Annotated in this window: 18 protein-coding genes; 6 read left to right on the forward strand and 12 right to left on the reverse strand. The window is 41.7% G+C overall.

The window, feature by feature from the left end:
• Positions 1-28: 28 nt before the first annotated feature.
• Complete coding sequence (locus tag LZG71_RS23820) at positions 29-1,147, reverse strand: lipopolysaccharide assembly protein LapB (RefSeq protein ID WP_233824672.1); 1,119 nt, start codon at positions 1,145-1,147, stop codon at positions 29-31.
• 145 nt (positions 1,148-1,292) lie between these two features.
• On the opposite strand from LZG71_RS23820, the gene LZG71_RS23825 reads away from it, so the two are divergent.
• Positions 1,293-2,534, forward strand: a complete 1,242-nt coding sequence (locus tag LZG71_RS23825; protein ID WP_233824674.1) for a pitrilysin family protein — start codon at positions 1,293-1,295, stop codon at positions 2,532-2,534.
• A gap of 219 nt (positions 2,535-2,753) precedes the next feature.
• Here the strand turns inward: LZG71_RS23825 and LZG71_RS23830 are convergent, their stop codons facing one another.
• The 3 genes from LZG71_RS23830 to LZG71_RS23840 form a co-directional block, all read right to left on the reverse strand.
• A complete protein-coding gene (locus tag LZG71_RS23830) occupies positions 2,754-3,680 on the reverse strand; it encodes a glycosylase (protein ID WP_233824675.1) in 927 nt (308 codons plus the stop codon).
• Between the two features lie 18 nt (positions 3,681-3,698).
• Positions 3,699-5,042, reverse strand: coding sequence for a metallophosphoesterase family protein (locus tag LZG71_RS23835; protein ID WP_233824677.1), 1,344 nt, complete (start codon positions 5,040-5,042; stop codon positions 3,699-3,701).
• Positions 5,043-5,162: 120 nt separating this feature from the next.
• Entirely contained in the window at positions 5,163-6,452 is a 1,290-nt protein-coding gene (locus tag LZG71_RS23840) for a pitrilysin family protein (protein WP_233824679.1), read from the reverse strand.
• 90 nt (positions 6,453-6,542) lie between these two features.
• On the opposite strand from LZG71_RS23840, the gene LZG71_RS23845 reads away from it, so the two are divergent.
• A complete protein-coding gene (locus LZG71_RS23845; protein ID WP_233824681.1) occupies positions 6,543-7,673 on the forward strand; it encodes a glycosyltransferase family 1 protein in 1,131 nt (376 codons plus the stop codon).
• Between the two features lie 13 nt (positions 7,674-7,686).
• Here LZG71_RS23845 and LZG71_RS23850 read toward each other — a convergent pair whose 3' ends face one another.
• From LZG71_RS23850 to LZG71_RS23870, 5 genes are all read right to left on the reverse strand, one after another.
• Complete coding sequence (locus tag LZG71_RS23850) at positions 7,687-9,093, reverse strand: lipopolysaccharide assembly protein LapB (protein ID WP_233824683.1); 1,407 nt, start codon at positions 9,091-9,093, stop codon at positions 7,687-7,689.
• Between the two features lie 184 nt (positions 9,094-9,277).
• Positions 9,278-10,276 (reverse strand): NAD-dependent epimerase/dehydratase family protein, encoded by a 999-nt coding sequence (locus tag LZG71_RS23855; RefSeq protein WP_233824685.1) that lies wholly within the window; start codon positions 10,274-10,276, stop codon positions 9,278-9,280.
• 68 nt (positions 10,277-10,344) lie between these two features.
• Positions 10,345-11,028 (reverse strand): outer membrane beta-barrel protein, encoded by a 684-nt coding sequence (locus LZG71_RS23860; RefSeq protein WP_233824687.1) that lies wholly within the window; start codon positions 11,026-11,028, stop codon positions 10,345-10,347.
• A 60-nt stretch (positions 11,029-11,088) separates the two neighbouring features.
• Entirely contained in the window at positions 11,089-11,289 is a 201-nt protein-coding gene (locus LZG71_RS23865; protein WP_233824689.1) for a helix-turn-helix transcriptional regulator, read from the reverse strand.
• Positions 11,286-11,798, reverse strand: coding sequence for a hypothetical protein (locus LZG71_RS23870; protein WP_233824691.1), 513 nt, complete (start codon positions 11,796-11,798; stop codon positions 11,286-11,288). Before LZG71_RS23870 ends, LZG71_RS23865 begins: the two co-directional genes overlap by 4 nt.
• 258 nt (positions 11,799-12,056) lie before the next feature.
• Here LZG71_RS23870 and metG point away from each other — a divergent pair, with 258 nt between their 5' ends.
• Positions 12,057-14,129, forward strand: a complete 2,073-nt coding sequence (metG, locus tag LZG71_RS23875; RefSeq protein ID WP_233824693.1) for a methionine--tRNA ligase — start codon at positions 12,057-12,059, stop codon at positions 14,127-14,129.
• A gap of 62 nt (positions 14,130-14,191) precedes the next feature.
• Here metG and LZG71_RS23880 read toward each other — a convergent pair whose 3' ends face one another.
• The 3 genes from LZG71_RS23880 to LZG71_RS23890 form a co-directional block, all read right to left on the reverse strand.
• Entirely contained in the window at positions 14,192-14,527 is a 336-nt protein-coding gene (locus LZG71_RS23880) for a hypothetical protein (protein ID WP_233824695.1), read from the reverse strand.
• Between the two features lie 238 nt (positions 14,528-14,765).
• Positions 14,766-15,188, reverse strand: a complete 423-nt coding sequence (locus LZG71_RS23885) for an Hsp20/alpha crystallin family protein (protein ID WP_233824697.1) — start codon at positions 15,186-15,188, stop codon at positions 14,766-14,768.
• A 258-nt stretch (positions 15,189-15,446) separates the two neighbouring features.
• Positions 15,447-15,722 carry a SelT/SelW/SelH family protein gene (locus LZG71_RS23890; RefSeq protein ID WP_233824699.1) on the reverse strand — a complete coding sequence of 92 codons (276 nt, stop codon included), beginning with the start codon at positions 15,720-15,722 and terminating at the stop codon, positions 15,447-15,449.
• A gap of 312 nt (positions 15,723-16,034) precedes the next feature.
• Between LZG71_RS23890 and LZG71_RS23895 the strand changes: the two genes are divergently transcribed.
• From LZG71_RS23895 to LZG71_RS23905, 3 genes are all read left to right on the forward strand, one after another.
• Positions 16,035-16,463 (forward strand): hypothetical protein, encoded by a 429-nt coding sequence (locus tag LZG71_RS23895; protein WP_233824701.1) that lies wholly within the window; start codon positions 16,035-16,037, stop codon positions 16,461-16,463.
• Positions 16,464-17,170: 707 nt separating this feature from the next.
• On the forward strand, positions 17,171-18,034 hold the full coding sequence (locus LZG71_RS23900; RefSeq protein ID WP_233824703.1) for a sensor histidine kinase: 864 nt from the start codon (positions 17,171-17,173) through the stop codon (positions 18,032-18,034).
• Positions 18,035-18,040: 6 nt separating this feature from the next.
• The gene (locus LZG71_RS23905) at positions 18,041-18,703 is read left to right on the forward strand and encodes a response regulator transcription factor (RefSeq protein ID WP_233824705.1); all 663 of its coding nucleotides are present in this window, start codon (positions 18,041-18,043) and stop codon (positions 18,701-18,703) included.
• The last annotated feature ends 90 nt before the right edge of the window (positions 18,704-18,793 follow it).

Here is an 18,793-nt window from a genome sequence, read left to right on the forward strand (position 1 = left end):
CGGGGTGAGCGCTATATAAGGGAAACTGTTACTTAAACGCCTTCGCCTCTTTTATCAAAGACTTATACTCCGATTTTTCAAGACACTTTTTGTAATACTCTTTCGCTTTGGTTTTGTTACCTGCCCGATTCGCAATACGGGCCAGTCCGGCATAAGCCATCGCATGATACTCCTTGGTGTACTGGGCGTCATGAGGAATTTTCAGGGCCAGCAAATATTCCTTTTGCGCTGCCGCATCACTTTTTGTATCCTTTTCATAACCTATCCCCTGAAATGTATGAAGCGCAATCGGGAAAAATCCACTGGTATATTTGCGTAAAGTCGTGGTATGTTTCGCAGCCTGATCATATTCTCCGGCCAGAAGTAAAGCCTCTGCATTTTTCATTACAAACACAGGGTTTTTAGGATACCAGTCCGTCAATTTGTTGAGATAAGGAACGGCTTTGTCCGGTTTCATTTCATATTTGATGTACAAATGAGCCAGGTAAAAGCAAGCCTCAGCACGTGTGATCACTCCTTGTCTTGTGGCGATATCCACCTGTTTCAATCCCAATTCTTTATTCCCGTCTTTGAAAAATATCAGCAAAGGTTTCACCATGGGATGCAGCTCGGGATATACCTCAACGTAATAATTATACATGCCCGATGTAAAATAAAACTCCGGGTTTTTGTCCATCAGTTTCATCCCTTCCACAAATGCGTTATAGGCTTTTTTTCCTTCTCCTGCCGCATTCAGCATTTCGCCACGGTAGTTGTACATCATGGCCATATATCCACGCGCTACCATGATGTAAAAAATCCCTTCCGGGTCCTTGGTATCCTTGCCAAATTTTTTATCCGTAGCACTCAGAGCCAGATTCAACTTTTGAATGTATTCCTTCGATTTTGTTGGGTTGTCCTTGATCGGCAAGTGTTTCCAGTAAAGAATGAATGAGTCCAGAATATGCGTAACCGGATGATTGGGATACTTTTTCTCAACCTGATTGATAACGGCTTCGGCCTCGTCAAATTCGTAGTTGTAGATGTGATCCAGGCTTTTCTGAACTGTCTTTATTGACGCCGGGTCATTTAATAACTGTGCTTTCAGTATAAAAGGACAACAAATCAGAAGTGTAATAATATAAAATACTCTTAAAGTAAATTTCATGGCTTTTAGTATAAAAACGAAATGGTTTGGTGGAATCCCACCGGAACATTAGCTTTGTTTATAACCCCAAAATATACAACGTGGTTTCTAGGCGGATGTATATTTTATGACCTTAGATTATTACAATAAATTACTGATTCATAATATGATTCGTTACGAGCAGTTTACACTCGAAAATGGCCTGAAAGTTTTTGTTCATGAAGATTTTTCGACCCCGATGGCGGCGGTCAATATTCTATACAATGTTGGTTCGAGGGACGAAGATGAAGAACGGACGGGTTTTGCTCACCTCTTTGAGCACCTGATGTTTGGGGGATCCAAAAACATTCCGAGCTACGATATTCCTGTTCAAAACGTGGGTGGAGAAAACAACGCATTCACTTCTCCTGACATTACCAATTACTACATTACCTTGCCCGCAGAAAATGTGGAAACAGCGTTCTGGCTTGAATCGGACCGCATGATGAGCCTTTCGTTTGATCCAAATGTACTGGAAGTACAACGAAAAGTGGTGATTGAAGAATTCAAACAACGTTATTTAAATCAGCCGTATGGAGATATATGGTTGAAATTACGTCCACTTGCATATCAAAAGCACCCATATCGGTGGGCAACAATTGGCAAAGACATTGAGCATATTGAACGTGCTACAATGGAAGATGTTAAGGCATTCTTCTTTAAATTTTACAGACCTAACAACGCGGTGATGGTGGTTGCCGGTGCGGTAACATTTGCACGTGTACAGGAATTGGCACAAAAATGGTTCGCCGAGATACCAGCCGGCGAACCTTATATTAGAAATGTCCATAAAGAACCGGCACAAACAGAAGCACGACATCTTGAAACCTCGGCGGCAGTGCCGCTCAATTCGTTGATCAAAGTTTTTCACACGCCTGGTCGTTACGAAGACGGATTTTATGCGACTGATCTTGTAAGTGATATTTTGGGCAGAGGAAAATCGTCTCGTCTTTATCAGGCACTATTGAAAGAAAAACCACTTTTCAATAGCATCAGTGCAAGTGTAACCTCATCATTGGATCCGGGTCTGTTGTTAATTAAAGGAAACCTGAATCCCGGTGTGACGCTTGAAGAAGCAGACGAAGCGGTTAAAGAAATACTGCTTGAGTTTGTTCAAAACGGAGCTACGGATGACGAAATAACCAAAGTAAAAAACCAAACTGAGGCAACCCTTGCGTTTTCAGAAGTGGAATTGCTTAATCGCGCCATGAACCTGGCTTTCGCAGCCAACGCCGGAAACCCCGACTGGGCAAATGATGATGCCGAAATCATCCGAAATCTCACCAAAGAAGAAATCAACGAAGCCGCTGCAAAAGTGTTGAGGCCAGAAAATGGGTCGACTTTGTATTATCGGGCGGAGAATAACTAGGATTGCAGTCTACCACCATTTCTTAATCCCATAGGGATGAAATATTGGTAGATAGAAATATAACACAATGCCATCCACAGTGCCGTAGGTACGCAATGTTGCGTACCTACGGCACTTAATGTAATATGTGTATTTTTAATTCCTACCAATATTGCATCCCTAACGGGATTAAGTTATTGAAAATTCCATTTGGTCTCTCCCAACGAATCGCTTTAACAACTACTTCGTCGGAACAAACACCCTCACCTCCGGATGCATGGTATACAGCCTGTTCGCTTTACCATCGTTTACGATAATACCACTAGAAGTGTTGTCCTTGACAATCGGGTTATTTGCGTACTTTTTCCAGTGAATTAAATCTTTTGACACCGCAATGTTGGTTGACCATTCCCGCCAGTCTTTGAAGGCGGACGCATGATAATAGGCGTAGTAAAGACCGTCGTGCTTAACGATCTGATTGAAGGCTACTGCGAACTTGTCGTATTCCTCAGGTCCGCAATTGAGCACCGGCTCGTCCTGAACATGGGTCCAGATTTTCAAATCTTTGGAGGTTGCCAACCAAACGGCGGCATCATTTCTTTCATAAAATAAGTACCAGGTGTCCCCTTCTTTCCAGACTGTTGGTGTGCCATAGGGTCCTTTATCAATGGGTTTCCCATTTTTCGTCCAGATGTCCAAAGCACCTTTATCATGCCAGTTTATACGATCTGATGAAGTCAGCAAATGTGCAGAATCGCCCCTGCTTTCTGCAAACATGTAATAGAGACTGTCTTGTTTTGTCACAAATACATCTTCAACCCAGATCGAGCGATGAATGGGATTGCCTGCATATCTTGTCCAGGTCAAACCGTCGGGTGAAGTAGCCAGACCAAGATATTTCATATTCTTTCCAGTCTTGCGGTCATAACCTGTATACCAGAGATAATAGGTGCTATCTTCTTTTATGATGTATCCCCGTTCGCGAATCTTCTCATCCCAGAGGGTAGAATCTCCCGTTCCTTCAAAAACCGGATTGCCTTCGTAGGGTTTAAACGAAACCAACTCCTCCGGAAACTCATCGGCAGTCTGGTCGCCAGCCTTATCTGATTTACCACAACCTGCCAAAATCAGGCAGTTTAGTAATAGAAACCAATATATTTTAGTCATATAAATAGTGAGACAAGTTTATCTTTTTTCAGGCACGTTTTGTGGGATCTTATCAATCACTTTATTGATTTTACCTTTTTGTTTAACCAGATCAAAAGCATCATACAACTCCCCGGTCGCAGTATATGCCTTAAATTCCAATAGATCATTGTCTACCGTAATCACATGGTAAAGCTGGGTATACAGCGCCGAACGATCCATCCATGTCGCTTTTTCAACATTTGAGGCCGTCATTTTGGGGCCGCTTACAGAGACTACATACATCGTTGGCGAAACCGCTCCCTTTTGCTGCATCGGAATTTTCGCCATGCCTCTGGCGTAAGTATGGTCATGTCCCTGCAATACCAGATCCACTTTGTATTTATCAAAAAGTGGCTTAAAAGTTTCACGCATCCGCTTGTTATCCCGCGTTGATTTTGGAGAATATATCGGATGATGAAAAGTGACGCAAGTCCATTTATTGGGATTGTCTTTCAATACCTTTTCCATCCAGATACGTTGCTTTTCCAGATATTCATCTGACTCTTCGGCCTGATCAGAATTGAGTGAAATAAAACGCATTCCCTGAATGTCGGAGTAGTAGCAGGTTTCTTCAAGACCGGCAGGCCCGTTTTCAGGCAAAGTAAATTGTGGACGCCAGAATACCGAAGTTGTATTTTTCCCATTCGGACCATCATAATGATCGTGATTGCCGGGTGTAGGAAAACCGGGAATCATACTGTGAATAAAACCTCCGGCTTCAAACCAATCTCCCCATTCTACATCTCTGTTTGCTTTGTTGATCAAATCTCCTGCGTACATCATCAACACGGCATCCGGTGCCTTTGCATAGGCATCACGCACCACACGAGACCACATGGAACGGATATTGGTTTGTACATCGCCATGATAGATAAAGGAAAACTTGCTGCCTGTTTTCCCTGCGGTGTTAAAATGTATCCATTCGCTCCACTGATCTCCCTGCCCTACCCGATATGCGTATTTTGTATTTGGTGTCAGATTGTCAAACACCAGAGAATGATAAGTGGCAGTTGGTGTATCTTCCCATTCCAGCTTTTCTGATTTCGCCTTGATCCTTTTCACTTCATCTGTAAACCTTGGATCGGCGCTTGCAACGGCAATTTCAGCAAAACTTTCTGTTACCAATTCCGAAGTTCGCCAGTTTACCGCCATGGATGTGGATGGATCGGCAGTCACGTTCAGGATAATCCTGTCGGGCATTAACGAAGGCAAATATGGGTTTGCAGCCGACTGAGCGTGTAGATCCGCAAAAAACAGAGAGACAAAATAAACGGTAAGAACTTTGGAACAAACTTTAAATACTGACATACCAACTGAATAAATGACCTTGATATTTTTCACAAAAAGTGATACATGTTTTACTATCCAAAAGCTGATAAAGGCTATTCCCAGGCCTGATTCGACACAAAAAAACCGGTCAGCGTTGACTGAACCGGTTTTCTAAAAAGCTTCAAATCCTTCTTATTCTGGCAGGAAAGTGAGGTAGCTAAAATTGTCAGGATTGAACATTTCCTGTGCAATCTCCTGTAAGTGAGCCGAGGTGATGGCATGTATTTCAGTGAATATTTCAGGAAGAGAATCTACCTTTCCGGTATCCAGCAAACTTTTCGCCATCATGAGCATAAAACTCATATTACTTTCTTCCGACATCGCCAATTGCCCCATCAGCTGTACTTTGGTCTGGTGAAGCTGCATGGTCGTAAGCGGCACTTCACGCACTTTTTTCAATTCTTTATTGATCAAAGCAATGCTTTTTGACAATTGCTTTGGTTCAGTGCCAAAGAAAATACCCATAAAGCCAGTGTCCAGATATGGTGTGTAATTCCCCTCAATCGAATATACATATCCATTCTTCTCCCGCAGCGACAGGTTGAATCTTGAATTCATGCCCGGTCCGCCAAGTAAATTGATCAACATAAAAAACGGAAGTCTTTTATCGTTATGCAACGCGTAGGCCGGCTGACCCATAGCGCATTGTGCCTGTGATATAGCCCGTTCCTTTTGCTGAATTATAGGCGTATACAGTCCCGGTGCACTTCGTTGCCTCACCGTGGTTTTGGCAGGAATATCTCCCAGGTATTTTTCTGCAACCCTGATCACTTTTGAAAACGGCAACCGACTTACAGACGACACCACAATTCTTTCGGTATCAATATTATCGTTGATAAACTGATGCAGTTGATCACGGTCAAAAGAATTGACGGTTTCCGCAGTCCCCAAAATGTTGCTTCCCAACGCATGATTGGCAAAAACCAATTGGTCAAAATCGTCCTGAATGGCATCTTCCGGAGAATCGACATACATCGACATCTCTTCCAGAATTACATTTTTCTCCCTTTCTATCTGCTTTTCAGGAAATACGGAATGAAAAGTAATATCCGCCAGCAGTTCCAGTGCCTTATCGAAATGGTCGTCCAGAACGGAGGCGTGAAAGCATATTTTTTCTTTGGTGGTATAGGCATTCAGCTCCCCGCCTACATTTTCGAGCCGATTGATGATATGGAAAGAACTGCGCTTTTCGGTGCCTTTAAAGGCCATATGTTCCCAAAAGTGTGCAAGCCCTTGCTGGTGAGGCAACTCGTCACGGCTACCAATGTCCAGCATAATACCGCAATGAGCAATTTGAGTATAAGGAACCTGTTTATGCGCAATACGAATTCCGTTGGAAAGCGTATGTAACTGATATTCTTCGGTAAGCGGTAAAGATGTTGCTTTGGAGTTTCCTCTTTTGCGAATGTTATTTCTCTTCATTTCTGGTAAACACAAAATCCCCGCCAATAATTTTCGGCGGTCTGCACAAAATTACGGACTTTTGCCCAAAACCCTTATATTGTATCATTTATGCGTATTGGATTTGACGCCAAAAGAGCGTTTGCGAACAAAACAGGGCTTGGAAATTACAGCCGCTTTGTACTCGACACATTGCTTAAAAATGAAAAGGGCAATGAATATCTGGCTTACACCCCCAAAAACAATCAAAATCTCTTTCCTGAATTTCCTGAAAATCTGATCAGAAAGCCGACTTCGTTTCTTGATAAAAAACTTTCGGCATACTGGCGTTACGCTTCGGTTACCAGTCAGCTCAAAAAGGACAAGGTCGATGTATTTCATGGTCTCAGTCACGAGATACCACAAGGACTTGAAAGCGCAGGAATAGCATCGGTAGTGACCATTCATGATCTGATATTTGAAAAACTCCCTTCACACTTCAAAGCAATAGACAGGGTTATTTACAGGCACAAGTTTAAATCGGCCTGTAAAAGGTCGGATCTGGTAATCGCAATTAGCGAACAAACCAAACGCGACCTTGTTGATCTGTATACGGTCGATCCGGATAAAATAAAAGTGGTTTACCAGGATTGCAATCCTATTTTCAAACAGCGGGTTGACCAAAATCTGCAACATGAAATTTTGAAGCAATATGGAATTGATGGTCCTTACATTCTTTGTGTAGGAACCATTGAGGAGCGCAAAAATCAGCTCAAACTTGTGGAGGCTTTTTCGCTGATGAGAAAGGGCGATTTCAAACTGGTTCTTGTGGGCAAACAGACGCCTTATACCAGCAAAATTCTGGATTTCGTTCAGCTAAATAAACTTCAAAGTCAGGTTATTTTACTTCAAAATGTACCTACCGAACATTTACCTGCTCTGTACCAGGCAGCTGAAATATTTGCGTACATCTCTGTTTATGAAGGTTTTGGAATCCCTATTCTCGAATCTCTTCATAGCGGGACACCGGTGGTAGCAGCCAAAGGGTCATGTCTTGAAGAAGCAGGCGGGCCGGGTGGTTTATATGGAAATCCTGACGACGCCGAAGACATTGCTACTCAGCTGGAAAAGATACTTTATGATTCAGAGCTGCAACAATCCCTCATTAGTGCCGGAAAAATACACGCGGAAAAGTTTGAAGGAAAACATATTGCCTCCGAACTTGTCGCTCTATATCAGGAAGTAAAAAGGCTGCATCGTTAAATGCAGCCTCGTCTTATTTCTCTCTGTATTGTTCGATAATTCTATACAGTGCTTTTTGCTTTTCCAGATCAGGAAAGAAGTCAAAAAGCTGAACATGGGAGTCGTAATCAAGCGTGAGTGCTACTTCCAGATTTATTAAAGCCTCGCGATAGTCACCGGAATGGATTTGATACACCGCCATTCTATAATACAGATCAGCCTCCTCTGGCATTTCATCAATAGCGGCCTGAAGCAAATCGCAGGCACGCGCATAATTGCCCTGATCGAAGAGTACGTGTGACCATTTCAGCCAGATATCCGGATTAGAAGGCTCTATCTCAGCAGATTTCTCAAAGGCCTCGAAGGCAGATACGATATTTCCTATACGGAACTCAACTTCCGCCAATGCGAGCCAGTAATCCGGATTTAGTTCTGTGATCTGTATTGCCTTACGCAAAAAACCAGCGGCTTCATACCAACGCCCAAGCTCGCTGAAACAAATTCCCATACCATACCAACCATCGTCCCACTGGTTATCCAGCTTCACGGTCTGCCGGTAATATTTGATGGCAGTTTCAAACTCACCCAGTTTTTCATAGCAGGTCGCCAGACAGCAGCATGTTTCTGGTTGCTCACCTTCCAGCTCTATTGCTCTGATATACTGCGTTTTGGCATCATCATATTTTTCGAGGTTCATGTAAGAACTTCCCAGCTGAAAAAATGCAGACGCAAAATCGTCTTTTACCAGCGTTGCGTATTCATAGGCATTCACGGCATCCTCGTATCTTTCAAGTTTACTGAAAGCAATACCAAGATTATACCAGGCATGATGCGAAAACGGATCCCTGTCCACCAGTTCATGGTAATAGTCGAGGTGGTCTTCAAGCTGCCCTACCAGGTCCAGGCAATGCGCCAGTTCGTACAGCGCACTTTCATTATTGAGATTTCTTCGGAGTGAGCGTTTGTAATTTACAATCGCCTCATCATATTTCCCCCAGTTTTGGTAAGTCTGACCGATCTGAAAATAAATCTCATCCTGATCTTCAACCCGGTTTAGTAAACCTTCCAGAATAGAAATGGCTTCTTCATACTCACCCATCATGTTGGAAATCCCAACCTGCATAAAGGTAATTTCAAGATCTCCCGGATGAAAAAGTGAAGCACGTTCAAGAATTTCCATGGCCAGATCGTGTTCGCCACGGTTGGCATGTAACTGAACTTTACTAAGAAGCAGATCCAACGAATAAGGAAAGTCGGCCAGGCCTCTTTCGCACGCCTGAAATGCCTTGTCCCAATCACCTTTCTCTATATAATGTGCAGTTACCTTTTCGTATGTTTCCAAATCAAAAAAGGTCTGCTCATTGGTTTTAATCATTCTTTCAAACCGAAGCAGGGTTTCTTTCATGTAATCTTTTCTTTCCCCGAAATTTTTCTCCATCACACGAACAATTAAGTTAGAGGTTGGTATTACTCTGAACAAGCAAAATGCTGTATACCATCTGTACGAACGGATTCTCTCGAAGTTAACTGTAATTCAAACCTCAAAATCCCCTATTCGATGATTGTTTATTCAGACGGAATACAACCTTGATAATGAAAGAAAGTTAAAAATAATTCCTTGCTTATCAAATCTTGCCCAGCAAACTTTCGCTTACACGCGCCACCGTTTTCTCAATGGGTTGAAAGTTAAATCCTAAGGCATTTTTTATTTTTGAATTATCGTAACGAATCTTCCGCCCTGCCGACTGCGCAGTTTCCCGGGTAATCAATGGCTTGGTTCCAAGCAGGAATGTCCGTACTGCTTCTATCCGCCAGATAGCGCCGGCGAGTCCCGCTCCCACCTTGTACGAAGGTCGCTTTTTTTTCATCGCATCGGCCATCAGATTGAAGAGGTTTTGATACGAAATACTTGCTCCGTTCAGTAAAAACCGCTCTCCCGAAATGTCAGAAAAGAGCAAGCGTACCACCGCTTCCGATACATCCTTTACGTCCACGCAATTGGCAACACCTTCGGTATAAAATGGCTTTTCTCTGTATACATACCGAAAAAGCTGTGTGCTGCTCTTGCCCCAGTCGCCCTCTCCCAGTACAATCGTTGGATTCACAATCACAGCATTCAAACCTTCGGCGATCCCGCGCCAAACTTCCAGTTCGGACAGGTATTTGGTCTTCGCATATTCGGAATTTTCAGGAGAATCTTCCCAGCGTTGGGTTTCATCCAACACCAGCTCTTGCCCGGGAGTAGTCTTTCGGGAATCAGGTCTTCCAATGGCTGCAATACTGCTTACATGGCATAGTTTACCAATGCCGTGCTTCAGACAGGCATTTACAACGTTCGCGGTTCCTTCTACATTTACTTTATACATCATTTTGCGATCGCGGGGCACAAAAGATACAACAGCAGCAGTGTGAACGACATAATCTATTCCGTTCAGTGCTTTTTCAAGGGAAGAAATATCCAGGATGTCACCTTCAACCCACTGTATCTGATTTTCAATATCAGCAAGCAGACTTCTGTCAGATCCGATGCGAAACAATGCATACACAGAATGATTTTCAGAAAGAAGCTGGCGTGTTACCGTACTTCCAACAAGGCCAGTAGCTCCTGTAATGAGGATTTTCATGCAAGCTGTAATCTAATGAAATCCAAAGTTCGGGGTTAAAGTCGGATCAGACAACAGCTATGTCGTTATTAAAAGGTTATTCCAGTAACTATTTGAAATGTTCTTGTTTTTAAATCGGAGTAACTTTGCGCATTTGGGAAAGGATCTTTTATCTTGTATGTTCCAACAGCTTCATCTACCCTTATACTTATAGGAACACTTAGTTTCCAAAGGTTCACTTCGGCACCCACACCGGCAATTAAACCAACTCTATCTTGTGAAGTGGTTGACTGCAGATTGATATCCGAAGCGAAAGGGGTACAACCTATAACACCGCAAACGGCTCCACTCCTTCGGTTTCTCAAAGAAGTCCTAAACTTAAAAGAAGATCCAATTTCTACATAAGGACGAATACGACCATTCCCTATGGTGTAGCGAATCAAAAGCGGAATATGGATAGATTCTGATTCCCACTTACCTTCTACACTTCCCCAACTGTGGGGGCCATCACTATACATTTGACTAAGCTCGCTCCAATGTGGTTGAAGTAATACAGAAGCTCCCTTCAATTTTCCTCCCACCTGATATTGCAAGCTCAAACCACCTAGAAATCCAGAAGTAGACTTCCACTTATTCGTATCAAAAACTTTTCCATAGGGCTGGATTCCTGCAATTACACCAAAGTGCCATTTTCTGGTATCTCGACTTTCTTGTGCGAAATTGTCAAGAGAAACCAAACTAAGAAGGATCGAAAGTAGAGTTATGTTTTTCATCCTGAAAATTTGAAAGGTCCTCTCTCTAAGACACCAAAATACTAAATTGGTTGTAACTCACTAATCCTCCTCTTCCAATTCAAATACCTCATTCACCGTTTTGTCAAATTCTCGGGCGATTTTCATACCCAAAGCAAGTGTAGGAGAATATTTTCCGGCTTCAATGGCATTGATAGTCTGCCTGGAAACGGAGAGCCTGTCTGCCAGATCGGCTTGTGTTATATTCAGTATTGCACGTTCTATTCTGATTCTATTTTTCATACCAAACTCTTTTCACTTTTATCTTCAATCGACTGATTTATAAACAACAACCAGTAAAACCGTGCTACAAAAATGAGTAGTGGCGTAAAAATATTGTAGATCATCACCGTAAAAAACCAGGAGCCATAAACAAAGAGTATACACAAAGCCATGATGATAAAATTGGCATAAATACCCCATTGCAGAGATTCCAGCCTAATTTGAGCTATACGTTCGTCTTCAATTTTAAGTTTGGCAAAGCCAACAATAAATAGCCCGGTGATCATTCCAAAGCCGAGTAACTCATCGATGATTTGTAAACTAATGGTTCCGTCTTCACTCCTTGAAAAGATATTTTCGGAATAAGACCAATCAGGAATTTCAAAACGAAAAGGCGTAGGAATTGAATCTAAAACGAACGGAAACTGATCTCCGAAAATCAATATACATAGCGTCAGGGGAACGGTGATTAATGTTAGAGCAATTCCAAACGGGCGCCAGGAATTCGGCAGCAAATACTTTGTTTTCATGACTGCTAAATGTTTTAGTGAAATTAACCTCTCAAATGTAAATCAAAATTAAATAAATGTAAAATATATTTTACATAAAGTAAATTTAAATAAACAATATGACGTGTTTGATTTCCATTCCAGCTCAGCTTAGAGTATTTGACTGGAATTTAATTCAAACCAACTGCCTTAAAACTTCTCGAATCGCCCCTTAAACTGCATTCCTCTCATTTCGATTTTGCTAACTTTGCGCGAATATTAATTACAGAATAAATTTAGATGGCAATCACCGACCCTAAAAGATATACCGTTACAGCAGCGCTGATTTACGCAAATGGTCCCATACATATTGGTCACCTGGCGGGCTGTTACGTTCCGGCAGATATATATGTACGATATCTTCGTTCCAACGGGAAAGATGTCGCTTTCATTAGCGGAACGGATGAACACGGAGTACCGATCACAATTCGTGCAAAAAAGGAAGGACTAACACCGCAGCAGGTGGTAGATAAATATTACACGCAGATTGACGATTCTTTCAAGAAACTCGGAATCTCATTTGATGTTTATTCCCGTACCAGTAAGCCTATTCATCATCAGACTTCGCAGGAGATATTTAAGGATTTATACGATAAAGGTGTTTTCATCGAAGAAACCACCGAGCAATATTATGATGAAACGGCACAGCAATTTCTGGCCGACCGTTACATTGTTGGTACCTGCCCCGTTTGCGCGAACACCAATGCATATGGCGATCAGTGCGAACGCTGTGGATCGGCGCTTAGTCCAACGGAGCTGATTGAACCACATTCCATGCTTTCCGGTGCCAAGCCGGTTTTGAAACCAACAACGAACTGGTTTTTGCCTCTTGATAAATTACAACCACAGGTTGAAGAGTTTGTTAACAGCCATCCGGAATGGAAAACCAATGTTTTGGGTCAATGCCAATCATGGCTGAAAGAAGGTCTGAAACCACGTGCAATGACCCGGGATCTGGATTGGGGTATACCTGTTCCCGTTCCGGGAACAGAAGGAAAAGTGCTTTACGTATGGTTTGAAGCTCCAATAGGATACATTTCTGCTACTAAAGACTGGCTCATTCAGAAAAATGGCACAGACGAAGGCTGGAAAAAATGGTGGGAGAAAAGCGAAAATAAAGACGATCAGACCAAACTGGTTCATTTTATTGGGAAAGACAACATCGTTTTCCACTGCATCATTTTCCCGGCTACGATTATAGCCGAAGGCAATCTGGTGCTACCGGATAATGTTCCTGCCAATGAATTTATGAATCTGGAAGGCGACAAAATATCTACATCCCGTAACTGGGCGGTTTGGCTTCATGAGTATCTTGAAGAATTGCCCGACAAACAGGATGTACTTCGTTATGTATTGACAGCAAGCGCTCCTGAAACAAAAGACAGCGAGTTTACCTGGAAAGATTTCCAGACCCGTAACAACAGCGAACTCGTTGGTATATATGGCAACTTCATCAACCGCGCCGTTGTACTTACGCAGAAGTTTTGCGACAGTAAAGTACCTGCTCAGGGTGAATTAACAGAACTTGATCAGGCAACACTTGCCGAACTTGCTGCTTTCCCTGCACGCATTGGCGACGCCATGGAAAATTACCGTTTCCGCGAGGCGCTTACATTGATCATGGACCTGGCAAGACTTGGGAATAAATACCTGGCAGATACACAGCCATGGCATGCGATAAAAACAGATCCTGAGCGAGTGAATACGATCATGAATATTGCCTTGCAAATATCTGCTGCGTTGTCAATCGTGTCGGAACCTGTGCTTCCTTTTACTGCTGAAAAGATCCGCAAACAACTGGGTCTGGAAACTTACAACTGGCAGGATGCAGGTAAAGCAGATTTACTTCCAACCGGACAAGCAATTAGCGAAGCGGGACTTCTCTTTGAAAAAATAGAAGATCATGTGATCGAAAAACAAGTCCAAAAACTTCATGACGCCAAAAGAATGAATGAACTGGAAGGAAAAGTGGTAAGTCCCGTCAAACCTGAAATCCAATATGACGATTTTGCCAAAATGGATATTCGCGTGGCTACCATTACGGAGGCTGAAAGTGTACCGAAAAGCAAAAAGCTATTGAAACTTAAAGTGGATATCGGTACCGAACAAAGAACCGTTTTAAGCGGAATATCCGAGCATTTCAAACCAGAAGATATTATTGGTAAAAGGGTCCTATACCTAGCCAACCTTGCACCACGTAAAATGATGGGAATGGAAAGTCACGGCATGATCCTGATGGCAGAAGACCGCGACGGCAGCCTGGCATTTGTTCAACCAGGAAAAGAAATTTGGAATGGCGGTACGGTAAATTGATAACCGTCAATAGATATCGAAGACCTGTTTCCGAAACGAAGCAGGTCTTTTTTTATCAGTAACTATTGAAATTCATTTTTCACTTTTTCGAACAGCACGTTCAAACGCTCCACCAGTGTTTGGCAATCAGATATTGACAGACTGTCTATCGAATTGGATGCAGCATTGGAGATCACATTTCCGTCCTCATCAACCCTGGCTCCCTTCTGTTTTGTAAAAGAAACAATCCCCTCCCATTCATGTACCAGTGCATCAGAAAAGTACCTCGGCTCGATGATATTGAAGTAGGCTGCCTGGGCTTTCAATTTTTCTTTAAGCTTGTCGGAAGTGGCAGACTGCCTGAGTTCTTCTACTAATTTGGAAAGTTCGATGTACGCGAAAATATTGGACTTTTTCATAAACGTTGAGTTGGAGGTATGAGGATTCTTATCTTAACCCCTAAATTACGAATTGCAAAGCCCATTCTGAACTGCAAACCAAAGGTTTACAATATTTTAATATATTCTATTGGCAGAAGATAATTTCCGAAAAGAGAAAGTGCGCCTTTGAACGAAGTTTGACTTAAAAAGCAGTCAAAAGACATAAAAAACCTGTAACAGCCACGATACAGGTCTTAAACAAAATTTCACTAAGTGGTTACCAGCGATCAATATCTACTTTTCTTCGGTATTCGCCCTCTTCATCACCATAAGGTAAATGCAGCACCAGATGCCTGAAAGTATCGTCATATCTGGCTGATATATTTTCAACGTTTACACCATCCGGTATAACGAAGGTATTGATGAAACGTATGGTTCTCCACTGCTCCTCTTCGGGAAGGGTTTCTTGCGAAAAAATGGGCAACAAATGATACAATTTCAAGTTGGTCGAATTTTTCTTTCCTCTCACAACTTCAAGCTGAAGATCATCCACTTCGATGCCCGGAACTTTCACAACTACCTCAAAGCCATCCGATCCTCTTTCGAGCTGAATGGCTGGCTCACTCATTCCACCGTTCACTGTGTTAATGAAATCTATGTTCATCAACATCTCATGCGGTATTTTTAGTTTGCTTTCCATGGCAATCGTATGTTTAGGTTAACAATTTTACCTAATAAACGATAAACAATGTGCCATAGATTCATTGCTAACTGTTAATATTTAATACAATAGCCAAAATTAACAAGTCAACAAACTGAATACTAATACATTAATACAAAATACACTGCAAACTAATATTAAACCGAATAAAATGAGAGTGTCAAATTTTCAGTATAACATTTGGTCTTAGTGACAATTTGTCTACAAAACTGGTAGATAATTCCAGCAATCATCAATTTACCTCTCATTATGACCTAAATCTCGTTCAGGGGCAATGACATCCCGCACCCGTTGCTTCATTTCCTTAGGTTCTGGAAAACCTCCTTCACGTTTCCGATCCCACAGCAAAGTATCATTAATATGAATGGTATATCTTCCCGCTATTTCCGAAGGTACAAGTGTGACCCCGTGCAAATCTTCCACAAAAGTGTTGAGCAGCTCCTGTGCCATCCAAGCCGACCGCAACAGCCAGTTGCATTTGGGGCAGTATTCAATGGTTATGATTGGTTTCATACTGCTAAAAACTTTAAAAAGTAGGTTGCCGTTAAATCGCATCCTGTAATTTCTGAAATTAAAAATAGCTTATTTAAAAATCAAATCAACGTTCATTTTGTCCATTTAAAGGTACTATCGTAATTATCCCCTTTGTAGTAAGTAATTCTACGTGTTTTTTCGAAAACAGATTACAACTATTCTCTCATTACCAAAAAGTTATACAAAAACCGTTAAATCAGTTATCAGTCACATCTTTGGGTTTGATTTAACTTCAATCTATTTTTATGAAGCGTAAAACTTATTCACAACCAATCCAACATCCTTACAATCATGGCCATCCCTTTTGACAAAAAAGAAGTATTTACAGGTAACGAAGGAACAATTATTCTATCTTCCGAATCTAAAAAACAAAAAGAAGCTCACAAAAAGATCAACAACGGCAATGGTCGGAGCGAATCAGAAAATTTTGTTGAGGCTGAGTTTTTTGGAATAAAGCAATTTAATAACCTTATCGCACCTTACGGAGATCAATGTGTAGGTTTTCGTGTTTATCATGGTGTGACCTGGGAAAATCATAAGGGTAAGGATGTGGAGGTTGCAGCGGAAGGCAAAGGAAAAAAAACTGCAAGAGTCATCATTGTTCCTGTTGATAAATACGGTAACGATCTGAAACCAGAACTGGCGCATAAGGACCCTACTCCTTCTGAATTGTCAAAGGGACCGCTTTGCCCGAGTAATTGTAAGTCCGACACCAATTAATATCTAAAACAAAAGCTCTTTAATGCTGGAAAAATATCTTTCTTATTTCCAATACGATTTACTTGCGAGTATGCCAGTGGTAGTTACAGTACTACCACTGATCTTAATCTTTTACAGACAAGCGTACGTAGACCCAACATTTAAGTTGCTTTTGTTTTTTTTAATTTCAAAGTTGCTCATTGATCTGATTATGTTTCACTTGGCAGCACAACGAGTAAACAATCTACTCTTCTTTAATATTTTAATAGTAATTCGATACAGCCTGCTAAGTGGAATGTTCTACTACAAATTTGAGAGCAGATTTGTAAAAAGTCTAATTTTTCCAGTAGCAGTGATTTTTAGTGTAGTTACATTTTGGGATATATGGTATTGCAACGAGGATTTGATAAATCTGCACATACATCGAATAGTAAAATATGCGTTAACAATAGAATCATTATTAATGATTTTCCTGACTCTATTATATTTTTACGAAGTGATTAAATCTTTAAAGATACCAAATCTGCTAACGTTCCCATTTTTTTGGGTATGCTCTGGATTATTACTTTATTATTCAAGTTTGATATTCATATCTCCGGCACTACATTATTCTGCGCAATGGAAAAAGCTTATTGATCTCGGACTACTAGATCGGATACCTTATTCATTCGAAATAATTAGCTTGCTTCTATTCAGTATAGGAATCTCGTTTTTCTCAGCACGATATTATGCAAGACACTGAACAAATGAAATGGGCGTTGCTTATTGGGACTCTTGCAATGTTGATGATGGCATTTTTTGTCATCTCATTTGTTTTGTTTTACCAAAAAAGAAGATTTGAGGAAGAAAAAAAACTAAGCGAAATAGAGAAAAACCACAGTCGTCTGCTTCTTGACACAGCTCTTAACTCCGAAGAAACGGAACGCAGAAGGATTGCGCAGGACTTGCATGATGACATTGGCACAATGCTCTCTCTCACCAAGCTGAGTCTGAACCAATTGGGAAAATCAATTGGAGAAAATAGTGAAAAGGACGAGCTGATTATGAAAAAGACCCAGTCGCTGGTGGAAGAAACAATCCTGCATGTAAGACGTATTACGCGTGAACTGGTTCCAACTACATTAGAACGTTTTGGCTTGACTGAGGCGATTGATGAATTTATTCATAAACTTGAAGAAGGGAACAATCTTACCATAACGTTTCAACCTGGTTCGGAGGAGCTCCCACGACAAGGACAGAAGATTGAACTAACCATTTACCGCATTATGCAGGAGCTGGTTAACAATGCGATTAAACATGCTAACTGTACCAAAATCGATATCAGTTTGGAAATGAACGAAGAGTTCATAGGATTACGGGTTTCAGATAATGGAATTGGATTTGATCCCGAAGCTGTGAAGGACGGACATCTGGCTGGATTAGGCCTGCTTGGGATAGAAAGCCGGCTGGCTATTGTGAACGGTTCTGTACAATACAGCAAAACAGGAAACGGAGGCTCAACTGCGCTGACACTCATACCGGTAGTGTCGGAGATGTCTAACAGTAAACCGGAACCATTGCATCCTTTTCGTCGTGAACGAGTGAATCTATAAATCAATATGGCAACCCTTAAATTAGGTATCGCTGACGATCATGAGCTTTTCCGCAAGGGCTTCATTTCCATGCTCAGCGGAATACCCGACTTCGAGTTTGTGCTCGAAGCAGCCAACGGACAGGAGTTACTCGACAAACTTGCCGGCAATACGCCTGACATTATTTTTATGGACTTGCAAATGCCGGTAATGGATGGCATTCAGGCAACGGAAGCTACATTTGAACGTTATCCGGATATCAAGATCATTGTGGTTTCGATGTATAATGAAGACAGGTTTGTGATTCACATGCTTGAAAAAGGTGTGCAGGGATATCTGCTCAAAGATACCAGTCCGGACGAGGTGGAAAAGGCAATACGTCGTGTTGCGGATGAGGGTTTCTATTACAACGATTTTGTATCCAAAGCCATGCACCGGAAAATGGTGAATCGGCATCCTAACAAACATCCGTTTTTCCCTAATGCTTGTAATGTAGCGCTTTCGGCAAGAGAGCAGGAAGTACTTCAACTAATATGTGACGGTCTGTCAACAGCAGAGATTAGCGAAAAACTCTTTATCAGTATTCGTACTGTGGAAGGACACCGTTTACGGGTTCTGGAAAAAACAGGCACTAAAACAACCGCGGCGGCCGTAGCCTTCGCCTATAAAAACCAGCTTCTTTACGTGTAACGAGATACTTTCCTTGTTTACAAATATTTTCGTCTCCTAACTATGATGTTTGTCAGGTGGAAATTTCTATGATTTTATGGTATCTTTCCC

It is taken from the genome of Dyadobacter sp. CY312, assembly GCF_021390535.1.
In the GTDB taxonomy this organism is placed as follows: Bacteria; Bacteroidota; Bacteroidia; order Cytophagales; family Spirosomataceae; genus Dyadobacter.